The following is an 18,826-nucleotide window of genomic DNA, read 5'->3' as shown; positions in this document are numbered from 1 at the left end:
CCCGCCATGAACGACCAACAACGCCTGGAACTCGAAGCCGCCGCCTTTCGCCGGCTCGTCGCGCACCTGGATAGCCGCAAGGATGTGCAGAACATCGACCTGATGAACCTCTCGGGTTTCTGCCGCAACTGCCTGTCCAAGTGGTACAAGGCCGCCGCCGACGAGCGCCAGATCGAGGTCAGCCTCGACGACGCCCGCGAAGTGGTTTACGGCATGCCATACGCCGAGTGGAAAGCCCAATATCAGCAAGAAGCCAACGCCGAACAACAAGCGGCGTTCGCCAAAGGAAAACCCAATGAGTGATTTGAACACCCTGCGCGCCAGCCTCAAGAGCGGCGAACATGCCTTCGCCGACACCCTGGCCTTCATCGCCGCCGGCTACGACTATCAGCCCCAGGCCTTCAACAATGGCGGCGTGGAAAACGCTGCCGGGCAGAACGAAGGTTCGTGCAAGACCCTGGGTCTGGCGTTGCTGGAAGGCCTTAGCGATGAAGAAGCGCTGTTGGCGTTCGGCGAGCATTACCGCTCCGTGCTGGCTACTCCTGAAGGCAGCGATCACGGCAATATCCGTGCGTTGATCGCCCATGGCCTGGCGGGTGTGAAGTTCGCTCAACAGCCGCTGACCCGCCGCTGATAGCTTTTCTGTAGGAGCGTGGCTTGCCGGCGATGGCGCACTTGAAATCGCCATCGCCGGCAAGCCGTGCTCCTACAGGTTCTAGCAACACATCCAGACTTTTAAGATTGACCCGGCAACTTTATTTCGTTTGCCCCCTACCGCTGCTGACGGCTTAGATAAAAAGAAGTCCTCCTTCTTCCGAGCCGGTCATCCATGCGCAGCGAAACCATCAGTCAGTCGATCAATATCGTTCACCCTGTCACGCTCAGCCACGGCAAAAACGCCGAGGTCTGGGACACCGATGGCAAACGCTACATCGACTTCGTCGGTGGCATCGGCGTACTCAACCTCGGCCATTGCCATCCTCGAATCGTCGAAGCCATTCGCGAACAAGCCACGCGCCTGACCCACTACGCATTCAACGCCGCGCCTCATGGCCCTTACATCGACTTGATGGAGCGCCTCAGCGCGTTTATCCCGGTCGATTATCCGGTCAGCGGCATGCTCACCAACAGCGGCGCCGAAGCGGCTGAGAACGCGCTGAAGATCGTCCGTGGGGCGACCGGCCGCACGGCCGTGATCGCCTTCGATGGCGCCTTCCACGGTCGCACCCTGGCCACGCTCAACCTCAACGGCAAAGTCGCGCCTTACAAACAGAAAGTCGGCGTACTGCCGGGGCCGGTGTATCACCTGCCCTTCCCCAGCCAGGACAACGGCGTGACTTGCGCTGAAGCGCTGAAGGCCATGGATCGGTTGTTCAGCGTTGAAATCGACGTCGAGGACGTGGCCTGCTTCATCGTCGAACCGGTGCAGGGCGAAGCGGGTTTCCTGGCCATGGACGTCGAGTTCGCCCAGGCGCTGCGCAAATTCTGCGACGAGAAGGGCATTGTGCTGATCGCCGATGAAATCCAGTCCGGCTTCGGCCGCACCGGTCAGCGTTTTGCGTTCTCGCGGCTGGGCATCGAGCCGGACCTGATCCTGCTCGGTAAAAGCATCGCCGGTGGCGTGCCGCTCGGTGCGGTCGTCGGGCGCAAATCGCTGCTCGACATCTTGCCCAAGGGCGGGCTCGGCGGCACCTATTCCGGCAACCCCATCGCCTGCGCCGCTGCATTGGCGACGCTGGACGAAATGACCGATGCCAATCTGCAAGCGTGGGGTACGCAGCAGGAAGAGGCGATTGTCAGCCGTTACGAAACCTGGCGCGCGAGCAAGCTGTCGCCGTATCTGGGACGCCTGACCGGTGTTGGCGCGATGCGCGGCATCGAACTGGCGAATGCCGACGGCTCGCCCGCAGCGGCGCAGTTGACGCAATTGCTGGCATTGGCGCGGGACGCCGGTTTGCTGCTGATGCCTAGCGGAAAGTCGCGGCACATCATTCGGCTGTTGGCGCCGTTGACCACCGAGGCAGCGGTGCTGGAGGAAGGGCTGGATATTCTTGAGGCTTGCCTGGCCAAACTGACCTGAACACATCACCCTGTGGGAACGGGCTTGCTCGCGAATGCGGTGCGACAGTCAATGTTAATGCCACCTGAAACGACGCTTTCGCGAGCAAGCCCGCTCCCACAATGGATTGTGATCAGGCATTAAATCGTGCGCACAAAAAACCGGCCGAAGCCGGTTTTTCATTTCGACGAAAACAGAATCAAGCGTTCTGCAGATTGTCGAGGTAACGCTCGGCATCCAGTGCCGCCATGCAACCGGCGCCGGCCGAGGTGATGGCTTGACGGTACACGTGGTCAGCCACGTCACCGGCAGCGAAGATGCCTTCGAGGTTGGTGGCGGTGGCGTTGCCGTCACGGCCGCCGTGCACAACCAGGTAGCCGTCTTTCAGGGTCAACTGGCCTTCGAACAGCGAAGTGTTCGGGGTGTGGCCGATGGCGATGAACACGCCGTCGACTTTCACTTCGTCGAAGCTGCCGTCGTTGTTCTTCAGGCGGGCACCGGTCACGCCCATGTTGTCGCCCAGGACTTCGTCCAGGGTCGCGTTCAGCTTCAGGATGATCTTGCCTTCGGCCACGCGAGCGTTGAGCTTGTCGATCAGGATCTTCTCGGCGCGGAAGGTTTCGCGACGGTGGATCAGGGTTACGGTGCTGGCGATGTTGGCCAGGTACAGGGCTTCTTCAACCGCGGTGTTGCCGCCGCCGACCACAGCCACAGGCTTGTTGCGATAGAAGAAACCGTCGCACGTTGCGCAGGCCGACACGCCTTTGCCCATGAACGCTTCTTCCGATGGCAGGCCCAGGTAACGAGCGCTGGCACCGGTGGCGATGATCAGGGCGTCGCAGGTGTAGGTCGCGCTGTCGCCGATCAGGGTGTACGGCTTGGAAGCGAAGTCCACGGCATTGATGTGATCGAAAACGATCTCGGTTTCAAAACGCTCGGCGTGCTCGCGCATCCGCTCCATCAGCGCCGGGCCGGTCAGGCCGTGGACGTCGCCCGGCCAGTTGTCGACTTCGGTGGTGGTGGTCAGTTGACCACCGGCCTGCATGCCGGTGATCAGCAGTGGCTTGAGGTTGGCACGGGCGGCGTATACCGCAGCGCTGTAACCGGCAGGGCCGGAACCGAGAATAATCACTCGCGAATGACGGACTTCAGACATGACCTGCTCCTGTTGACCGGCCCGGAACACCTGGCGCGGAACGCCGGATCACCGGCGGGAATAAAAAAGAACGGTTGAAAGCACTTGGGGAAGGCTTGAACACGACCGTCCTGTAAAAAGATTGGGTGCAGCGTATCGAGGGGGCGAAGATTAAGGAAATACGGTTTAACAATCCAGCTCATAGGTGGTCTCTATCCCGTCAGCGTGATTTTCAGGACGCCTTTGTTACAGTGAATGTCGATACCGCTGCCGCGCTTTCGCCGGTCAGGCAAAGCCGGTAAGGTCGGCGCGTTTACCCTCTGCTCGGAGCACGTTATGCCCGCCCCCGTTCTGTCTGGCCCGCAATACCTGCGCGAAGGCCTCAAACTGGTCCTCAGCCCAAGCCTGCGTTTGTTCGTATTGTTGCCGCTGGCGATCAACCTGGTGCTGTTCGTCGGATTGATCTATCTGGCCGGCCACCAGTTCAGCCTGTGGGTCGATACGCTGATGCCGTCCCTGCCCGAGTGGCTGAGTTTTCTCAGTTACATTCTCTGGCCGCTGTTCGTGGTGCTGGTGATATTCATGGTGTTCTTCACCTTCACCATGCTCGCCAACATCATCGCTGCGCCGTTCAACGGTTTTCTCGCGGAGAAAGTCGAAGTGGTGGTGCGCGGCACCGACGACTTCCCAGCCTTCAGCTGGGGCGAACTGGTCGCGATGATCCCGCGCACCCTGGCCCGGGAAATGCGCAAGCTCGGTTACTTCCTGCCCCGGGCAATCGGCTTGTTCATCCTGTCGTTCATCCCGGTGGTGAACATCATCGCCGCGCCACTGTGGCTGCTGTTCGGGGTATGGATGATGGCGATCCAGTACATCGACTACCCGGCGGATAACCACAAACTCGGCTGGAACGAAATGCTCGCCTGGCTGCGGCAGAAGCGCTGGCAGAGCATGGGTTTTGGCGGCAGCGTGTATCTGGTGTTGCTGATCCCGGTGGTCAACATCCTGATGATGCCGGCGGCCGTGGCGGGGGCGACGTTGTTCTGGGTCCGCGAGCGCGGTGCCGAAAACCTGGTGGTCCAGCGCTGAGCCAGTAACAAATCCATCATCTGCCCGTCACAACGTCGACATGGCCTCAGCCGACACTGAGGTCATGACGACAGCTCTGCATATCACCCTGATCACCGAAACCTTTCCTCCCGAAATCAACGGCGTGGCCAATACCCTTGGTCGCTTGTGCGACGGTTTGCGCGCGCGCGGGCATCAGGTGGAATTGGTGCGACCGCGCCAGGGCTGCGATCAATCAGCAGGCAGCGACGATGCATTGCTGCTGTGCCGAGGCTGGCCGCTGCCGGGATATCCCGGTTTGCAGTGGGGACAGTCGTCGATGCACAAATTGCTGCGACGATGGAAACGTCAGCGCCCGGATGTGCTGTACATCGCCACCGAGGGACCACTGGGCTTGTCGGCATTGCGCGCGGCGCGGCGTTTGGGCATTTCGGTGGTCAGCGGCTTTCACACCAATTTCCAGCAGTATTCCAGCCAGTACGGCCTCGGTTTGCTGACGCGCCTGCTGACCCACTACCTGCGCTGGTTCCACAATCGTTCGAACCTCACGCTGGTGCCGAGTGTCAGCCAGCGCATGGAACTGGAGCGCCGGCATTTCGAGCGCCTGGCTTTGCTGTCTCGTGGCGTCGACAGCCAGTTGTTTCACCCGGCCAAACGCTTGAATGCGCTGCGCGAGCAATGGGGACTGGGCGAGAACGACATTGCCGTCATCCATGTAGGACGTTTGGCGCAGGAGAAAAACCTGGGTTTGCTCAAGCGCTGCTTCAACACCCTCAAGGCGACTTATCCACAGCGCAACCTGAAGCTGATCGTGGTGGGCGATGGCCCGCAACGCCTGCTGATGGAAAGCGAAATGCCCGAAGCGATCTTCTGCGGCGCCCAACGCGGCGAAGCCCTGGCCAGTCACTATGCATCGGGGGATGTGTTTCTGTTTCCCAGCCTGACTGAAACCTTCGGCAATGTGGTGCTGGAGGCGCTGGCTTCAGGGTTGGGCGTAGTGGCTTACGATCAGGCTGCAGCGGCGCAGCATATCCGCCATGGCTACAACGGCGTGTTGGCGATGCCGGGGGACGAAGAGGCGTTCTGCGATGCGGCGGTGTGGTTGCTGGAAGAGCGCGAAACCTTGCGCTGCGTGCGGCTCAATGCGCGCCAGCATGCCAGTCGGCAGGGTTGGGCGGCGATCATTGAACAATTTGAAGGGCAGTTGCGGGGTGCTTGTGTTGGGGAGCAGGTGGTGCCGAATGCGCCGACGGTGCCCTGATGTTTTGCTGACTTGGAGTCCCTCATCGCCAGCAGGCTGGCTCCCACATGGGATCTGCGGTGTACACAGAACCTGTGGGAGCCAGCCTGCTGGCGATGGGGATTGATCAGGCTTAAACCAGCGTCATCAACGCCTCACGGCTGAACGGCAGGATGTCTTCCTCACGACCGTCACGCACTTTCTGCGCCCAGTCCGGATCCACCAACAGCGCACGACCGACCGCCACCAGGTCGAACTCATCGTTGTTCAAACGCTCCAGCAGTTTTTCCAGGCTGGCCGGTTGCGCGACCTTGTCGGTGTTGACCATGAACTGCAGGAACTCGCCATCCAGGCCGACGCTGCCTACGGTGATGGTCGGCTTGCCGGTGAGCTTGCGGGTCCAGCCAGCCAGGTTCAGTTCGGAACCGTCGAACTCCGGCTCCCAGAAACGGCGCGTCGAGCAGTGGAAAATATCCACGCCGGCGTCAGACAACGGCTTGAGAAATTCACCCAAGGCTTCCGGCGTCTGCACCAGACGCGCGGTGTAATCCTGCTGCTTCCACTGCGAGAAACGGAAAATGATCGGGAAACCTTCACCGACCGCTGCACGCACTGCCTGAATCAGCTCGATGGCGAAACGCGAGCGATTGGCCAGGCTGCCGCCGTATTCATCGGTACGCTGGTTGCTGCCTTCCCAGAAGAACTGGTCGATCAGATAGCCGTGGGCACCGTGGATTTCCACGCCGTCCATGCCGATGCTCTGGGCATCCTTGGCGGCTTGGGCGAACGCAGCGATCACGTCCTGAATGTCTTGCTGGGTCATGCCGTGGACTACGACCTGACCGTCTTTGATTTTTTCCGACGGACCGTAACCCGGCACACTGGCGTCTGGCTCGGTGCCGATGCGGCGCACGCTGCCCACATGCCACAGCTGCGGAACGATCTTGCCGCCTTCGGCGTGCACTGCATCAACGACTTTCTTCCAGCCGGCCAATGCCGCGTCACCATAGAAATGCGGAACATTCGGGTAGCCGTTGGAAGCCTTGTGGCCGACGGTGGTGCCTTCGGTGATGATCAGGCCGACGCCAGCCGCCGCGCGACGACGGTAGTACTCGATCACTTTGGAATTCGGTACGCCACCGGGTGAGAACGAGCGGGTCATCGGCGCCATGACGACACGGGTCGGCAGTTCGAGGGTGCCGAGGTGGAACGGTTTGAACAGGGCTTTTACGGGCATGGGACGCTCCACGGAAGAATGACTTTATGACGGCGATAATATGGAGAGTCCGACGCCTTGAACAGCATTATTGATTTTGTTGATTAAGAGTCAAAAGACACAAAGTAAAAGATCGCAGCCTTCGGCAGCTCCTACAGAAGAATGTGTACACCTGTAGGAGCTGCCGAAGGCTGCGATCTTTTGAAGTTGCTGTATCAGCTCAGGGCTTTTTCAATCGCCTGAACCACGGCCGGATCATCCGGTGGTGTACGCGGGGAAAACCGCGCCAGCACACGCCCGTCCTTACCCAGCAGGAACTTCTCGAAGTTCCAGGTAATGTCGCCGGGGAATTCGGCGCCCTCGCCGGCCAGCAGCTTGTACAGCTGATGACGCTCATGACCGTTGACTTCCAGCTTGCTGGACAACGGAAAAGTCACGCCATAGTTGAGGCTGCAAAACTCCTGGATCTCTTGCTCGGAACCCGGTTCCTGCCCGGCAAACTGGTTGCACGGCAGGCCAAGCACGCTGAAACCCTTGCCCTTGTATTGCTGGTAGAGGTTTTCCAATGCCGCGTACTGTGGGGTCAGGCCACATTTGGAGGCAACGTTGACCACCAGCACGACGTGCCCCTTGAAAGGCGCCAAAGGTAGCGCCTGACCATCCAGGGCTGTCAAATTAAGGTCGTGAAAAGCACTCATGACGTACTCCAGATTCCCGTGTTCTTCTCGAAACAGCCACTTGGCGGTGTCGCTTGGGACAGCCGCAGACTAAAAAGGCGCCCTCGGGGCGCCTCTCCAGTTCTCGAAAGCTTAGCGCAGAAAATCAGTGGTGATGGCCACCTTCGCCATGGACGTGACCATGAGCGATTTCTTCCTGGCTGGCATCACGGATGCTGATGATCTTGACCTGGAAGTTCAGGCGCTGACCAGCCAACGGGTGGTTGCCGTCGACGGTGACGTCGTCGCCGTCCAGATCGCGGATGGTCACGATCTGCATCTGGCCGTCCGGAGCGGAAGCGTGGAACTGCATGCCCACTTCCAGTTCGTCGACGCCTTCGAACATGCTGCGGCTCAGGGTGCTGACCAGTTCGGCAGCGTATTCGCCGTAAGCGTCTTCAGGTTCAACGGCTACGGTCAGCTCGTCGCCGACTGCTTTGCCTTCCAGAGCCTTTTCCAGACCCGGGATGATGTTACCTGCGCCTTGCAGGTAGACCAGCGGCGCGCCGCCGGCGGAGCTGTCGATGACCTCACCAGCGTCGTTGGTCAGGGTATAGTCGATGGAGACAGCCTTATTGGCGGCGATCAGCATGGGGCGAGACCTTTTGCATAAGAATATAGAAAGGCCAAGTTTAGCGAAGCAATCGTCCGAAAGCGAACACAACCCGGACAAACGGGTTGCGACGATCACAGGCTTCCATCAGGACGAGGACGGCCACTGGGTGGCCGAACTTTCCTGCGGCCACACTCAACACCTGCGACACCAGCCACCGTGGCAATCGCGGGCCTGGGTCATGGACCCTGCGCAACGTCTTGAAAAAATAGGCCAGCCCTTTGCTTGCGGTTGGTGCGCACAAGGCTCGGTTAGCGATAACCTTGGCGACTGAATTTCGGTAGATCGCCAGCTATAGGCGTTCACCTTTGCCTGCTCCTTTAGAGAATCCGCATGCAAACTTTTTTTATCGCACCCACCGATTTTGGCGTGGGTCTGACCTCCATCAGCCTCGGGCTGGTGCGTACGCTTGAGCGCGCCGGCCTCAAGGTCGGCTTTTTCAAACCGATCGCCCAACCGCATCCGGGTGACACCGGGCCTGAGCGCTCCACCGAACTGGTGGCCCGCACCCACGGCCTGAAACCGCCGCAGCCGCTGGGACTGGCACATGTCGAGCGCATGCTTGGCGACGGTCAGCTGGATGAGTTGCTCGAAGAAATCATTACGCTTTATCAGCAGGCCGCCATCGGCAAGGATGTGTTGATCGTCGAAGGCATGGTGCCGACGCGCAGCGCCAGTTACGCCGCGCGGGTCAATCTGCACCTGGCCAAGAGTCTCGACGCCGAGGTGATTCTGGTGTCGGCGCCGGAAAACGAAGTGCTGACCGAACTCTCCGGTCGCGTGGAGTTGCAGGCCCAATTGTTTGGCGGCCCGAAAGACCCGAAAGTCCTCGGTGTGATCCTCAACAAGGTCAAGACCGACGAAAGCATGGAAGCCTTCGCCTCGCGCCTGAAGGAGCATTCACCGCTGTTGCGCAGCGGCGATTTCCGCTTGTTGGGTTGCATTCCGTTCCAACCGGAACTGAACGCGCCGCGCACCCGTGACGTTGCTGATCTGATGGGCGCACAAGTGCTCAACGCAGGCGATTATGAAACCCGGCGCATGACCAAAATCATCATCTGCGCGCGCACCATGCGCAACACCGTGGAGCTGCTCAAGCCCGGCGTGCTGGTGGTGACCCCCGGCGATCGCGACGACATCATCCTCGCCGTCAGCCTCGCGGCCATGAACGGCGTACCGCTGGCCGGCCTGTTACTGACCAGCGACACCCTGCCCGACCCGCGCATCATGGATTTGTGCCGGGGCGCGTTGCAGGCAGGCTTGCCGGTGTTGTCGGTGAGTACCGGTTCTTACGACACCGCCAACCAGTTGAACGGGCTGAACAAGGAAATCCCGATCGACGACCGCGAACGCGCCGAGATCATCACTGATTTCGTTGCCAGTCATCTCGATGCCAAGTGGCTGCACCAGCGTTGCGGCACGCCACGCGAAATGCGCCTGTCGCCAGCGGTGTTCCGCTATCAACTGATCCAGCGCGCGCAGAACGCCAACAAACGCATCGTCCTGCCCGAAGGCAGCGAGCCACTGACCGTTCAAGCGGCCGCAATCTGCCAAGCCCGAGGCATTGCCCGTTGTGTGTTGTTGGCCAAACCCGAAGACGTGCAGGCCGTTGCCCGCGCCCAAGGGATCGAGTTGCCACCGGGGCTGGAAATTCTGGATCCGGACCTGATCCGCGAACGCTACGTCGAGCCGATGGTTTCGCTGCGCAAAAGCAAAAGTCTCAACGCGCCGATGGCCGAGCAGCAACTGGAAGACACCGTGGTGATCGGCACCATGATGCTGGCGCTGGATGAAGTCGATGGACTGGTGTCGGGCGTGATTCACTCCACCGCCAACACCATTCGCCCGGCCCTTCAACTGATTAAAACCGCACCGGGTTGCACACTGGTGTCGTCGGTGTTCTTCATGCTGTTTCCAGAAGAAGTGCTGGTCTATGGCGACTGCGTGATGAACCCGCACCCAAGCGCCAGCGAGCTGGCCGAGATTGCACTGCAAAGTGCGGATTCGGCAGCGGCGTTCGGCATCACCCCGCGAGTGGCGATGATCAGCTACTCCAGCGGTGAGTCGGCCAGTGGCGAAGAAGTCGAGAAGGTCCGCGAAGCGACGCTGCTGGCCCACGAACAACAGCACTCGCTGTTGATCGACGGCCCGTTGCAGTACGACGCCGCCGCCAACGAAGCCGTGGCCCGGCAAATGGCACCGAACAGCCAGGTGGCCGGTCGCGCCACGGTGTTCGTGTTCCCCGACCTCAACACTGGCAACACCACCCACAAAGCCGTGCAGCGCAGCGCCGACTGCGTCAGCCTCGGGCCGATGCTGCAAGGCCTGCGCAAACCGGTGAACGATTTGCCGCGCGGCGCGCAAGTCGACGACATCGTCTACACCATCGCGCTGACCGCGATCCAGGCAGCCAACCGACCTATGGATGTTTAAATGCTGGATTTTCTACCCGCACCACTGCGAGGCGTGATTGCCTCACTGTTGTTGGCCCTGAACACGATTTTGCTCTGCTCGTTTCTGTTCTGCGTGGCGCTCGTCAAGGTGTTGCCGTTCGCCTTTACCCAGCGCATTGCGGGCTGGTTGATGAGCCATACCCACGAAGCCTGGATCAGTATCAACAAGGGCTGGATGAACCTGGTGCGCCGCACCCGCTGGCACATCAGCGGCCTGCAAGGGCTCGACTACCAGCACTCGTACCTGATCACCAGCAACCACCAGAGTTGGGTCGACATTCTGGTGCTGCAATACGTGCTCAACCGGCGCATCCAGCCGCTGAAGTTCTTTCTCAAACAGGAGCTGATCTGGGTGCCGGTGATTGGACTGGCGTGGTGGGCGCTGGGCTTTCCGTTCATGAAGCGCTATTCGAAGGCGTATCTGGAGAAGCATCCGGAGAAGAAAGGCAAGGACCTGGAAACCACCCGCAAGACCTGCGCAAAGTTTCGCAACAACCCAGTGGGCATTTTCAACTTTGTCGAAGGCACGCGCTTCACCGAGGGCAAGCACAAGCAACAGCAATCACCGTTCAAGTATCTGCTCAAGCCCAAGGCGGGCGGCATTGCTTTCGTGCTCGATGCAATGGGCGAGCAGCTTGAGTCCCTGGTCAACGTGACCATCCACTACCCTGCCGGGCGTCCAGGATTCTGGGACTTGCTGTGCGGGAATATTGCGGACGTGGTGGTGCACTTTGAAGAGCTGAAGATTCCGCCGCAGTTCATTGGCAAGAACTACGACCAGGACGGCGAGTACCGACTGCAGTTTCAGGGCTGGATCAACCAGTTGTGGCAGGACAAGGATGCGTTGCTGGGGCAGATGCATCGCGAGTATCCAGACCGCCGCTGAACCAATGTGGGAGCGGGCTTGCTCGCGAATACGGACTGACATTCAACATAGATGCTGACTGATCCACCGCTTTCGCGAGCAAGCCCGCTCCCACATTTGACCGAGCCGCACTCAAAAAAAACCCGCCGGATGATCACTCATCGGCGGGTTTTTTATTATCGGCTAACGCTTAGATCGCGCCACGCTTGCGAAGCAGATCCAGCACTTGCTTGACGCCTTCTTCCAGCGTCACGGACTGGGTGTCGACAACCAGATCGGCATCCAGCGGCACGTCGTACGGGAAGGACTCGCCCGGGATGTTGTCCCCGGCTGCCGCGTACAGGCCTTGCGGGTCACGCTCGGCGCACACAGTCGGCGAAGCCTGGACGTAGACCGTCAGCAGACGTTCTTTGCCGATCAGCTCTCGTGCCTGTTCACGACCTTCGGCGCTCGGCGCAACGAAAGCAGCGAGGGTCAGCAGACCGGCTTCGTTGAACTGACGCGCAACGTGAGCCGCACGACGCCAGTTCTCGGTACGCCCGGCGCGATCCTGCGGCAGACCTTTGTTGAGGTCGTGACGAAGGTTCTGGCCATCGAGTACGAACACTGCACGGCCCAGGTCGAACAGCTTGCGTTCAACGGCGTAGGCCAGAGTACTTTTGCCAGCGCCCGACAAGCCGCTGAACAACACGGTGGCCGGCTGCTGGCCGAAGCGCTGGGCGCGTTCTTCGGTGGCAACGTGGGCCAGTTTGCCATGGTGGGTGCTGGTGCCATGCGCCAACGGCTGGGCGACGATCATGCCGGCGCCAACGGTGCCGTTGGTCAGGCGGTCGATGATGATGAACGCGCCGGTGGTGCGGTTGCTGTCGTAACCGTCGAGGGCAATCGGCGCATCGAGCGCGATCTTGACCTTGCCGATTTCGTTCAACTGCAACGCGCTGGCCGGGCCTTCTTTAAGGGTGTTGACGTCGACCTTGTTGACGATGCTGGCGATGGAACCCGGCACGTAACTGGTGGCGCGCTTGATGTCGTATTTCTTGCCCGGCAGCATCGGCTCTTCAGCCATCCACACCAGCATCGCTTCGAAGCTGTCGGTCACCGGTGGCACGTTGTCGGCATGCACCAACAGGTCGCCACGGGAGATGTCGATTTCGTCTTCCATAGTCAGCGTTACCGCCTGACCAGGACCGGCGTGTTCCAGCTCACCTTCGAAGGTGACGATGGATTTCACGCGGCTGCTCTTGCCCGAAGGCAACACAACGACTTCGTCGCCTTTCTTGACGATGCCGCTGGCGAGGGTGCCGGCGAAACCGCGGAAGTTCAGGTTAGGACGGTTGACGTACTGCACCGGGAAACGCAGGTCGGTGAAGTTGCGATCGCCCGCCACTTCCACGGTCTCGAGGATTTCCATCAGCGACTGGCCGGTGTACCACGGCGAGCGCTCGGACTTGTTCACCACGTTGTCGCCCTTCAGCGCCGACATCGGCACGAAGTGCATGCTGGTTGGCTTCAGCTTCAAGCCTTCGGCGAACTTCAGGTAGTCGGCCTTGATCGACTCGAACACGCCCTGGTCGAAGTCCTTGAGGTCCATCTTGTTGATGGCGACGACGATGTGCTTGATGCCCAGCAACGAGGCGATGAAGCTGTGGCGGCGGGTCTGGGTCTGCACGCCGTAACGGGCGTCGACCAGGATGATCGCCAGGTCACAGGTGGACGCACCGGTGGCCATATTGCGGGTGTACTGCTCATGGCCGGGGGTGTCGGCGATGATGAATTTGCGCTTGGCGGTGGAGAAGTAGCGGTACGCGACATCGATGGTGATGCCTTGCTCACGCTCGGCCTGCAGGCCGTCGACCAGCAATGCCAGGTCGATGTCTTCGCCGGTGGTGCCGACTTTTTTCGAGTCGCGGGTAATCGCTTCCAGGTGATCTTCGTAGATCATCTTGGAGTCGTGCAGCAGGCGCCCGATCAGGGTGCTCTTGCCGTCGTCGACATTACCGCAGGTCAAAAAGCGCAGCAGTTCTTTACGTTCGTGCTGGCCCAGGTAGGCGAGGATGTCCTCGCTGATCAAATCAGATTGATGCGACATGACAGCCCCTTAGAAATAACCTTGACGTTTTTTATCTTCCATCGAGCCTGCGCCATCGTGGTCGATGACACGGCCCTGGCGCTCGGAAGTTCGCGTCAGGAGCATTTCCTGAATGATGTCCGTGAGGCTTTCGGCCTCGGACTCCACCGCGCCCGTCAACGGGTAGCAGCCAAGGGTACGGAAACGCACTTTCTTTTTGACGATGCGGGCTTTGTCTTCATCGCTCAGGTGCTCGAGGATGCGCTCGTCGTCGATCATGATCAGCGTGCCGTTCTTCTCGATGACTTCACGCTCGGCAGCGAAGTACAACGGAACGATCGGGATGCCTTCAAGATAGATGTACTGCCAGATGTCCAGTTCGGTCCAGTTCGACAAAGGGAATACGCGGATCGACTCGCCCTTGTTGACCTTGCCGTTGTAGACGTTCCACAACTCTGGACGCTGGTTTTTCGGGTCCCAGCGGTGCTTGCTGTCGCGGAACGAGTACACGCGCTCTTTGGCACGGGATTTCTCTTCATCGCGGCGGGCACCACCGAAGGCTGCATCGAAACCATATTTATCGAGAGCCTGTTTCAGGCCTTCGGTCTTCATGATGTCGGTGTGCTTGGCGCTGCCGTGGGTGAACGGGTTGATGTTCTGCGCCACGCCGTCGGGGTTGACGTGGGTGATCAGGTCGAGGCCCAGCTCGGCGACCATCTTGTCGCGGAAGCTGTACATCTCCTGAAATTTCCAGCGCGTGTCGACGTGCATCACGGGAAACGGCAGCTTGCCAGGGAAGAATGCCTTGCGAGCCAAGTGCAGCATCACGGCGGAGTCTTTACCGATCGAGTACAGCATCACCGGGTTGTCGAACTCGGCTGCCACCTCGCGGATGATGTGGATGCTTTCCGCCTCCAGCTGTTTCAGATGCGTCAGTTTGTCGACCATGGCTACTCACGAAATCTTTCTTATGAACGGCCAGCGGGCCGTGTTCGAGCGGGGAATCCTAGCACAGCGACCTCTTCTAATCAGGACACCAACTAGATCGAAAGAGCATATGAATATGCCTGTGCGTTTGGGCAATCAGCCCCCGTAGGAGCTGAGCTTGCTCGCGATGGCGATCTCAAGGACGCCATCGCCGGCAAGCCGTGCTCCTACAGATCGGATTGATGTCAGATCGGATTCGGGCAATCGATGAAGATGTGTTCAAGGGCAAAACGCCGTGCGAGATAGTCACCGAGCGCCTGAACGCCATAACGCTCGGTCGCGTGGTGACCGGCAGCAATGAAGCTGATGTCATTTTCCCGAGCGCTGTGGAAAGTTTGCTCCGATGCTTCACCACTGAGGTACAAATCGACACCCGCCAGCACTGCCTGATCGATGTAGCCCTGGCCACCACCGGTGCACCAGCCGACGCGGCGGATCATTTGACTGCCTTCAATCAGCAAGGGCTCGCGGCCCATGACTTCCTGCACGCGGCGGGCGAAATCCCGGGGCGTCACCGGTTCGCTCAAGGAGCCGACCAGACCTACGATCTTCAGGTTGTCCGGATCGAGCGGGCCTTCGACGGTGATGTCGAGTTGCCGCGCCAGTTGCACGTTGTTGCCGACTTCCGGGTGCAGATCCAGCGGCAAGTGATAGCCCAGCAGACTGATGTCGTGCTTGAGCAAGGTCTTCAAGCGACGCTGCTTCATGCCGGTGATGCACGGGTTTTCGCCCTTCCAGAAATAACCGTGATGCACCAGCACCAGATCGGCATTGGCTTCCACGGCGGCATCGAGCAAGGCCTGGCTTGCGGTGACGCCGCTGACGATGCGCATCACCTGCGGCCGACCTTCGACTTGCAGGCCATTGGGGCAGTAATCGGCAATTTTCGAACTGCTGAGGTAACGGTCGGCTTCTTCGACCAGGGTGCTCAGGGCGACGGCCATAAAAGACTCCTAAATATCCCGTTCAGAGGCACGCGCGGCCTCGTATAATGCGCGTCATTATGAGCGGTCTCATTCCGCCTGCAACTCTCTCAGGACGTGCTTAATGCTCAAGGCGCTGCGTTTTTCCGGCTGGCCGCTGTTGGCCGGCGTGCTTGTCGCTCTGTTAATCATCCAGCGTTACCCGCAGTGGGTCGGGCTTCCAAGCCTCGACGTCAATCTGCAGCAAGCCCCGCAAACCACCAGCATGCAGCAAGGTCCGGTGTCCTATTCCGACGCGGTGACCACCGCCGCGCCGTCGGTGGTGAACCTGTACACCACCAAAGTCATCAACAAACCCAGCCATCCGCTGTTTGAAGATCCGCAGTTCCGGCGCTTCTTCGGCGACAACTCGCCCAAACAGAAACGCATGGAATCGAGCCTCGGTTCCGGCGTAATCATGAGCCCGGAAGGCTACATCCTGACCAACAACCACGTGACCAGCGGCGCCGATCAGATTGTGGTGGCGCTCAAGGACGGTCGTGAAACCCTGGCGCGAGTCATCGGCAGCGACCCGGAAACCGACCTCGCGGTGCTGAAGATCGACCTGAAGAACCTGCCGTCGATCACCGTCGGTCGCTCCGACAACATCCGCATCGGTGACGTCGCGCTGGCCATCGGTAACCCGTTCGGCGTCGGCCAGACCGTGACCATGGGCATCATCAGCGCCACCGGGCGTAATCAGCTGGGTCTGAACAATTACGAAGACTTCATCCAGACCGACGCCGCGATCAACCCCGGCAACTCCGGCGGTGCTCTGGTAGATGCCAACGGCAACCTGACCGGCATCAACACGGCGATCTTCTCCAAGTCCGGTGGCTCCCAAGGCATCGGCTTCGCCATTCCGGTCAAACTGGCGATGGAAGTGATGAAATCGATCATCGAACACGGCCAGGTGATTCGCGGCTGGCTCGGCATTGAAGTGCAACCGTTGACCCAGGAACTGGCGGAATCCTTTGGCCTGTCGGGACGTCCGGGCATCGTCGTCGCGGGGATTTTCCGCGACGGTCCGGCGCAGAAGGCTGGCCTGCAATTGGGCGACGTGATCCTTGCCATCGACGGCGAACCGGCCGGCGACGGGCGCCGCTCGATGAACCAGGTGGCGCGGATCAAACCGACCGACAAAGTCACTATCCAGGTCATGCGCAACAGCAAGGAGCTCAAGCTGACAGCAGAAATCGGCCTGCGTCCGCCGCCCGCGCCGATCAAGGAAAAAGAAGAAAACTAAGCCCGGCTCGAGAATCTCGAGCCATTAGCAGACATTCTCATTAGACATGTTATATTGTTTCAATTCTCGCAATTGGAACAACATAACATGTCGTCTCGAATAAAGGCCTCCGTGGCAAGTCTTGCCCTCGGGCTGCTGGGGGATCCGGTCTTCGCCGAAGATTCCCGAGCCCTGGAACTGGACGCAATCAGCGTCACGTCCGACTACGAATCCCCCACCGGCCCGGTCGATGGCTATCGCGCCACCCGCTCCGCCAGCGCGACCAAAACCGACACCGCGATTCGCGACATCCCGCAATCGATCAGCGTAATTCCCGTCAGCGTGCTCAACGACCTGGGCAGCACCAGCGTCGAACGTGCGCTGGAGTTTGCCGGCGGCGTGTCGAAGCAGAACAACTTCGGCGGCCTGACGCTGTACGAGTACAGCGTGCGCGGCTTCACCACGTCGGAGTTCTACAAGGATGGATTCAGCGCCAACCGTGGCTATCCGAGCACGCCGGACGTGGCGAACATTGAGCGCATCGAAGTGCTCAAAGGTCCCGCCGCCAGCCTCTATGGCCGAGGTGATCCGGGTGGCACCGTCAATATCGTCACCAAAAAACCTCAGCCCGAAGCCTTCGCCACCCTGCAAACCAGCGCCGGCAATTGGGATCGCTACCGCACTGCACTGGACGTCAACACACCGCTGGATGACCACGGCAACGTACTGTCGCGGGTCAACCTGGCCGTCGAGGACAACCACAGCTTTCGCGATCACGTCGACAGCCAGCGGGTGTTCGTCGCGCCCACTTTCAGTTGGCAACTCAATCCCGACACACGCCTGCTGGTGGAAAGCGAGTTCGTTCGCCACCGCTCGACCTTCGATCGCGGCATCGTCGCGCCGAACAACACCTGGAGCGGTGTTTCCCGTTCGACCTTTCTCGGCGAACCCAACGACGGCAACATCGACAACCACAACAACCTGCTGCAAGCCGCCCTCGAACATCAGCTCAACGACCGTTGGCAACTGCGTCTGGCCAGCCACTACAAGGAAGGCAAACTTTGGGGTTTCGCCTCGGAGTCGCGCCCGCTGAATGCCGATGGCCACACCGTCAACCGCCGCTACCGCGAGCGCGACAACAACTGGCACGACAGCATTACCCAACTCGAACTGCGCGGTTTTTTCGACACCGGCACCTTGCAGCACGAACTGCTGATCGGCAGTGAATACGAGAACTACCGCAAGGACGAACGGGTCACGACCATTGCCGGCAGCCCTTACGCCATCGACATTTACCAACCCGTTTATGGCCAGCCGAAACCCAACGGCGCACGCTCCGGCACGGACTTCTTCGAACACGTCGAAAGCCACGCGCTGAACCTGCAAGACCAGATCATCTTCACCGAGAAACTGCGAGGCATGCTCGGCGCGCGCTTCGAACATTTCGAGCAACGCATCGACGATCACACCCGTGACGCCACGAGCCGCCAGCGTCACGACGCACTGACTCAACGCGCCGGTTTGCTCTATCAACTGATGCCTGAAGTCGGCCTGTTCGCCAACGTCTCCAACTCGTTCAAACCGAACAATGGCCTGGATGCCACCGGCAAATCATTCGACCCGGAAGAAGGCGTCGGCTACGAAGTCGGGATCAAGAGCGAGCTGTTCGACGAGCGCTTGAGCAGCACCCTCGCCGCCTTCCATATCGAAAAGGAAAACGTCCTCGCCCTCGATCCAGGTACCGACACCAGCCGCGCCATGGGCAAGGCGCGCAGCCAGGGTTTCGATCTGCAAGTCGCCGGGCAAGTGACCGATGCGGTACGGGTGATCGGTGCCTTCGCCTATATCGACGCCGAGGTGACACAAGGCGACAAGGTCATTCCCACCGGCAGCCGCATTCTCGGCGTGGCCAAACGCAGCGGCAGTCTGCTGGGCGTGTACGAATTTCAGGACGGTCAACTGCGCGGCTCAGACGTGGGTGCCGCGTTCACTTACGTCGGTGATCGCTCGGGCGAAGCCGGCAGTGATTTCGAACTGCCCGCGTACCACACCGTCGATCTGCTGGCCCATTACAAGGCCAGCGACAACGTCACGGTGGGCCTGAACCTGAACAACCTTTTCGACGAGAAATACTTCGAGCGCTCCTACAGCAATTACTGGGTCAACCCCGGCGAGCCGCGAAATTTCACCGTCAGCCTGACACTCAATCTGTAAAAGGA

At 60.0% G+C, this 18,826-nt stretch carries 17 protein-coding genes; 10 read left to right on the top strand and 7 right to left on the bottom strand.

Going from position 1 to position 18,826, the window contains the following annotated elements; translation table 11 throughout:
- The first annotated feature begins 6 nt into the window (after positions 1-6).
- The 3 genes from V6Z53_RS06800 (at position 7) to V6Z53_RS06790 (ending at position 2,080) form a co-directional block, all read left to right on the top strand.
- Entirely contained in the window at positions 7-303 is a 297-nt protein-coding gene (locus V6Z53_RS06800) for a DUF1244 domain-containing protein (RefSeq protein ID WP_095129425.1), read from the top strand.
- Positions 296-634 carry a HopJ type III effector protein gene (locus V6Z53_RS06795; protein WP_008054402.1) on the top strand — a complete coding sequence of 113 codons (339 nt, stop codon included), beginning with the start codon at positions 296-298 and terminating at the stop codon, positions 632-634. The genes V6Z53_RS06800 and V6Z53_RS06795 overlap by 8 nt, the downstream gene beginning before the upstream one ends.
- A 195-nt stretch (positions 635-829) precedes the next feature.
- Complete coding sequence (locus V6Z53_RS06790) at positions 830-2,080, top strand: aspartate aminotransferase family protein (RefSeq protein WP_338584758.1); 1,251 nt, start codon at positions 830-832, stop codon at positions 2,078-2,080.
- A 178-nt stretch (positions 2,081-2,258) separates the two neighbouring features.
- Here the strand turns inward: V6Z53_RS06790 and trxB are convergent, their stop codons facing one another.
- Complete coding sequence (gene trxB / locus V6Z53_RS06785) at positions 2,259-3,215, bottom strand: thioredoxin-disulfide reductase (protein WP_175389524.1); 957 nt, start codon at positions 3,213-3,215, stop codon at positions 2,259-2,261.
- A 315-nt stretch (positions 3,216-3,530) separates the two neighbouring features.
- Between trxB and cysZ the strand changes: the two genes are divergently transcribed.
- Together cysZ and V6Z53_RS06775 are read left to right on the top strand one after the other, a co-directional pair.
- Complete coding sequence (gene cysZ / locus V6Z53_RS06780) at positions 3,531-4,283, top strand: sulfate transporter CysZ (RefSeq protein WP_338584756.1); 753 nt, start codon at positions 3,531-3,533, stop codon at positions 4,281-4,283.
- A gap of 40 nt (positions 4,284-4,323) precedes the next feature.
- Positions 4,324-5,523 carry a glycosyltransferase family 1 protein gene (locus tag V6Z53_RS06775; protein ID WP_338584755.1) on the top strand — a complete coding sequence of 400 codons (1,200 nt, stop codon included), beginning with the start codon at positions 4,324-4,326 and terminating at the stop codon, positions 5,521-5,523.
- A gap of 112 nt (positions 5,524-5,635) precedes the next feature.
- On the opposite strand, the gene V6Z53_RS06770 is transcribed toward V6Z53_RS06775, so the two are convergent.
- From V6Z53_RS06770 to V6Z53_RS06760, 3 genes are all read right to left on the bottom strand, one after another.
- On the bottom strand, positions 5,636-6,739 hold the full coding sequence (locus tag V6Z53_RS06770) for an NADH:flavin oxidoreductase (protein ID WP_338584754.1): 1,104 nt from the start codon (positions 6,737-6,739) through the stop codon (positions 5,636-5,638).
- Positions 6,740-6,933: 194 nt separating this feature from the next.
- Entirely contained in the window at positions 6,934-7,416 is a 483-nt protein-coding gene (locus V6Z53_RS06765) for a glutathione peroxidase (RefSeq protein ID WP_338584753.1), read from the bottom strand.
- A 124-nt stretch (positions 7,417-7,540) separates the two neighbouring features.
- Positions 7,541-8,026 (bottom strand): peptidylprolyl isomerase, encoded by a 486-nt coding sequence (locus V6Z53_RS06760; RefSeq protein ID WP_128606625.1) that lies wholly within the window; start codon positions 8,024-8,026, stop codon positions 7,541-7,543.
- On the opposite strand from V6Z53_RS06760, the gene V6Z53_RS06755 reads away from it, so the two are divergent.
- Genes V6Z53_RS06755 through V6Z53_RS06745 form a run of 3 tightly spaced genes read left to right on the top strand, consistent with a single transcriptional unit; the run spans position 7,995 to position 11,386 of the window.
- Positions 7,995-8,321 carry a DUF3565 domain-containing protein gene (locus V6Z53_RS06755; RefSeq protein WP_338584751.1) on the top strand — a complete coding sequence of 109 codons (327 nt, stop codon included), beginning with the start codon at positions 7,995-7,997 and terminating at the stop codon, positions 8,319-8,321. The genes V6Z53_RS06760 and V6Z53_RS06755 overlap by 32 nt on opposite strands.
- 59 nt (positions 8,322-8,380) lie before the next feature.
- Positions 8,381-10,480: a phosphate acetyltransferase gene (gene pta / locus V6Z53_RS06750; RefSeq protein WP_338584750.1), complete on the top strand. Its 2,100-nt coding sequence runs from the start codon at positions 8,381-8,383 to the stop codon at positions 10,478-10,480.
- Positions 10,481-11,386 carry an acyltransferase gene (locus V6Z53_RS06745; RefSeq protein WP_338584748.1) on the top strand — a complete coding sequence of 302 codons (906 nt, stop codon included), beginning with the start codon at positions 10,481-10,483 and terminating at the stop codon, positions 11,384-11,386. It abuts the gene before it with no gap.
- Positions 11,387-11,555: 169 nt separating this feature from the next.
- Here V6Z53_RS06745 and cysN read toward each other — a convergent pair whose 3' ends face one another.
- From cysN to V6Z53_RS06730, 3 genes are all read right to left on the bottom strand, one after another.
- Positions 11,556-13,454: a sulfate adenylyltransferase subunit CysN gene (cysN, locus tag V6Z53_RS06740; protein WP_338584747.1), complete on the bottom strand. Its 1,899-nt coding sequence runs from the start codon at positions 13,452-13,454 to the stop codon at positions 11,556-11,558.
- A 9-nt stretch (positions 13,455-13,463) separates the two neighbouring features.
- Positions 13,464-14,381 (bottom strand): sulfate adenylyltransferase subunit CysD, encoded by a 918-nt coding sequence (cysD, locus tag V6Z53_RS06735; RefSeq protein ID WP_338584745.1) that lies wholly within the window; start codon positions 14,379-14,381, stop codon positions 13,464-13,466.
- Between the two features lie 224 nt (positions 14,382-14,605).
- Positions 14,606-15,364, bottom strand: a complete 759-nt coding sequence (locus V6Z53_RS06730; RefSeq protein ID WP_338584744.1) for a Nif3-like dinuclear metal center hexameric protein — start codon at positions 15,362-15,364, stop codon at positions 14,606-14,608.
- A 103-nt stretch (positions 15,365-15,467) separates the two neighbouring features.
- On the opposite strand from V6Z53_RS06730, the gene algW reads away from it, so the two are divergent.
- Together algW and V6Z53_RS06720 are read left to right on the top strand one after the other, a co-directional pair.
- Positions 15,468-16,628, top strand: coding sequence for a Do family serine endopeptidase AlgW (gene algW / locus V6Z53_RS06725; protein WP_338584743.1), 1,161 nt, complete (start codon positions 15,468-15,470; stop codon positions 16,626-16,628).
- A gap of 87 nt (positions 16,629-16,715) precedes the next feature.
- Positions 16,716-18,821 carry a TonB-dependent siderophore receptor gene (locus tag V6Z53_RS06720; RefSeq protein WP_338584742.1) on the top strand — a complete coding sequence of 702 codons (2,106 nt, stop codon included), beginning with the start codon at positions 16,716-16,718 and terminating at the stop codon, positions 18,819-18,821.
- The last annotated feature ends 5 nt before the right edge of the window (positions 18,822-18,826 follow it).

This window comes from Pseudomonas sp. MAG733B (genome assembly GCF_036884845.1).
Taxonomy (GTDB): Bacteria; Pseudomonadota; Gammaproteobacteria; order Pseudomonadales; family Pseudomonadaceae; genus Aquipseudomonas.
This window is presented reverse-complemented; position numbering and strand designations above follow the sequence as displayed.

Excerpts from the sequence above, each read along its gene's own strand:
- V6Z53_RS06800 (WP_095129425.1), top strand. The coding sequence starts at position 7 with ATGAACGACCAACAACGCCTGGAACTCGAAGCCGCCGCCTTTCGCCGG.
- V6Z53_RS06795 (WP_008054402.1), top strand. The coding sequence starts at position 296 with ATGAGTGATTTGAACACCCTGCGCGCCAGCCTCAAGAGCGGCGAACAT.
- V6Z53_RS06790 (WP_338584758.1), top strand. The coding sequence starts at position 830 with ATGCGCAGCGAAACCATCAGTCAGTCGATCAATATCGTTCACCCTGTC.
- trxB (WP_175389524.1), bottom strand. The coding sequence starts at position 3,215 with ATGTCTGAAGTCCGTCATTCGCGAGTGATTATTCTCGGTTCCGGCCCT.
- cysZ (WP_338584756.1), top strand. The coding sequence starts at position 3,531 with ATGCCCGCCCCCGTTCTGTCTGGCCCGCAATACCTGCGCGAAGGCCTC.
- V6Z53_RS06775 (WP_338584755.1), top strand. The coding sequence starts at position 4,324 with ATGGCCTCAGCCGACACTGAGGTCATGACGACAGCTCTGCATATCACC.
- V6Z53_RS06770 (WP_338584754.1), bottom strand. The coding sequence starts at position 6,739 with ATGCCCGTAAAAGCCCTGTTCAAACCGTTCCACCTCGGCACCCTCGAA.
- V6Z53_RS06765 (WP_338584753.1), bottom strand. The coding sequence starts at position 7,416 with ATGAGTGCTTTTCACGACCTTAATTTGACAGCCCTGGATGGTCAGGCG.
- V6Z53_RS06755 (WP_338584751.1), top strand. The coding sequence starts at position 7,995 with ATGGAGACAGCCTTATTGGCGGCGATCAGCATGGGGCGAGACCTTTTG.
- V6Z53_RS06760 (WP_128606625.1), bottom strand. The coding sequence starts at position 8,026 with ATGCTGATCGCCGCCAATAAGGCTGTCTCCATCGACTATACCCTGACC.
- pta (WP_338584750.1), top strand. The coding sequence starts at position 8,381 with ATGCAAACTTTTTTTATCGCACCCACCGATTTTGGCGTGGGTCTGACC.
- V6Z53_RS06745 (WP_338584748.1), top strand. The coding sequence starts at position 10,481 with ATGCTGGATTTTCTACCCGCACCACTGCGAGGCGTGATTGCCTCACTG.
- cysN (WP_338584747.1), bottom strand. The coding sequence starts at position 13,454 with ATGTCGCATCAATCTGATTTGATCAGCGAGGACATCCTCGCCTACCTG.
- cysD (WP_338584745.1), bottom strand. The coding sequence starts at position 14,381 with ATGGTCGACAAACTGACGCATCTGAAACAGCTGGAGGCGGAAAGCATC.
- V6Z53_RS06730 (WP_338584744.1), bottom strand. The coding sequence starts at position 15,364 with ATGGCCGTCGCCCTGAGCACCCTGGTCGAAGAAGCCGACCGTTACCTC.
- algW (WP_338584743.1), top strand. The coding sequence starts at position 15,468 with ATGCTCAAGGCGCTGCGTTTTTCCGGCTGGCCGCTGTTGGCCGGCGTG.
- V6Z53_RS06720 (WP_338584742.1), top strand. The coding sequence starts at position 16,716 with ATGTCGTCTCGAATAAAGGCCTCCGTGGCAAGTCTTGCCCTCGGGCTG.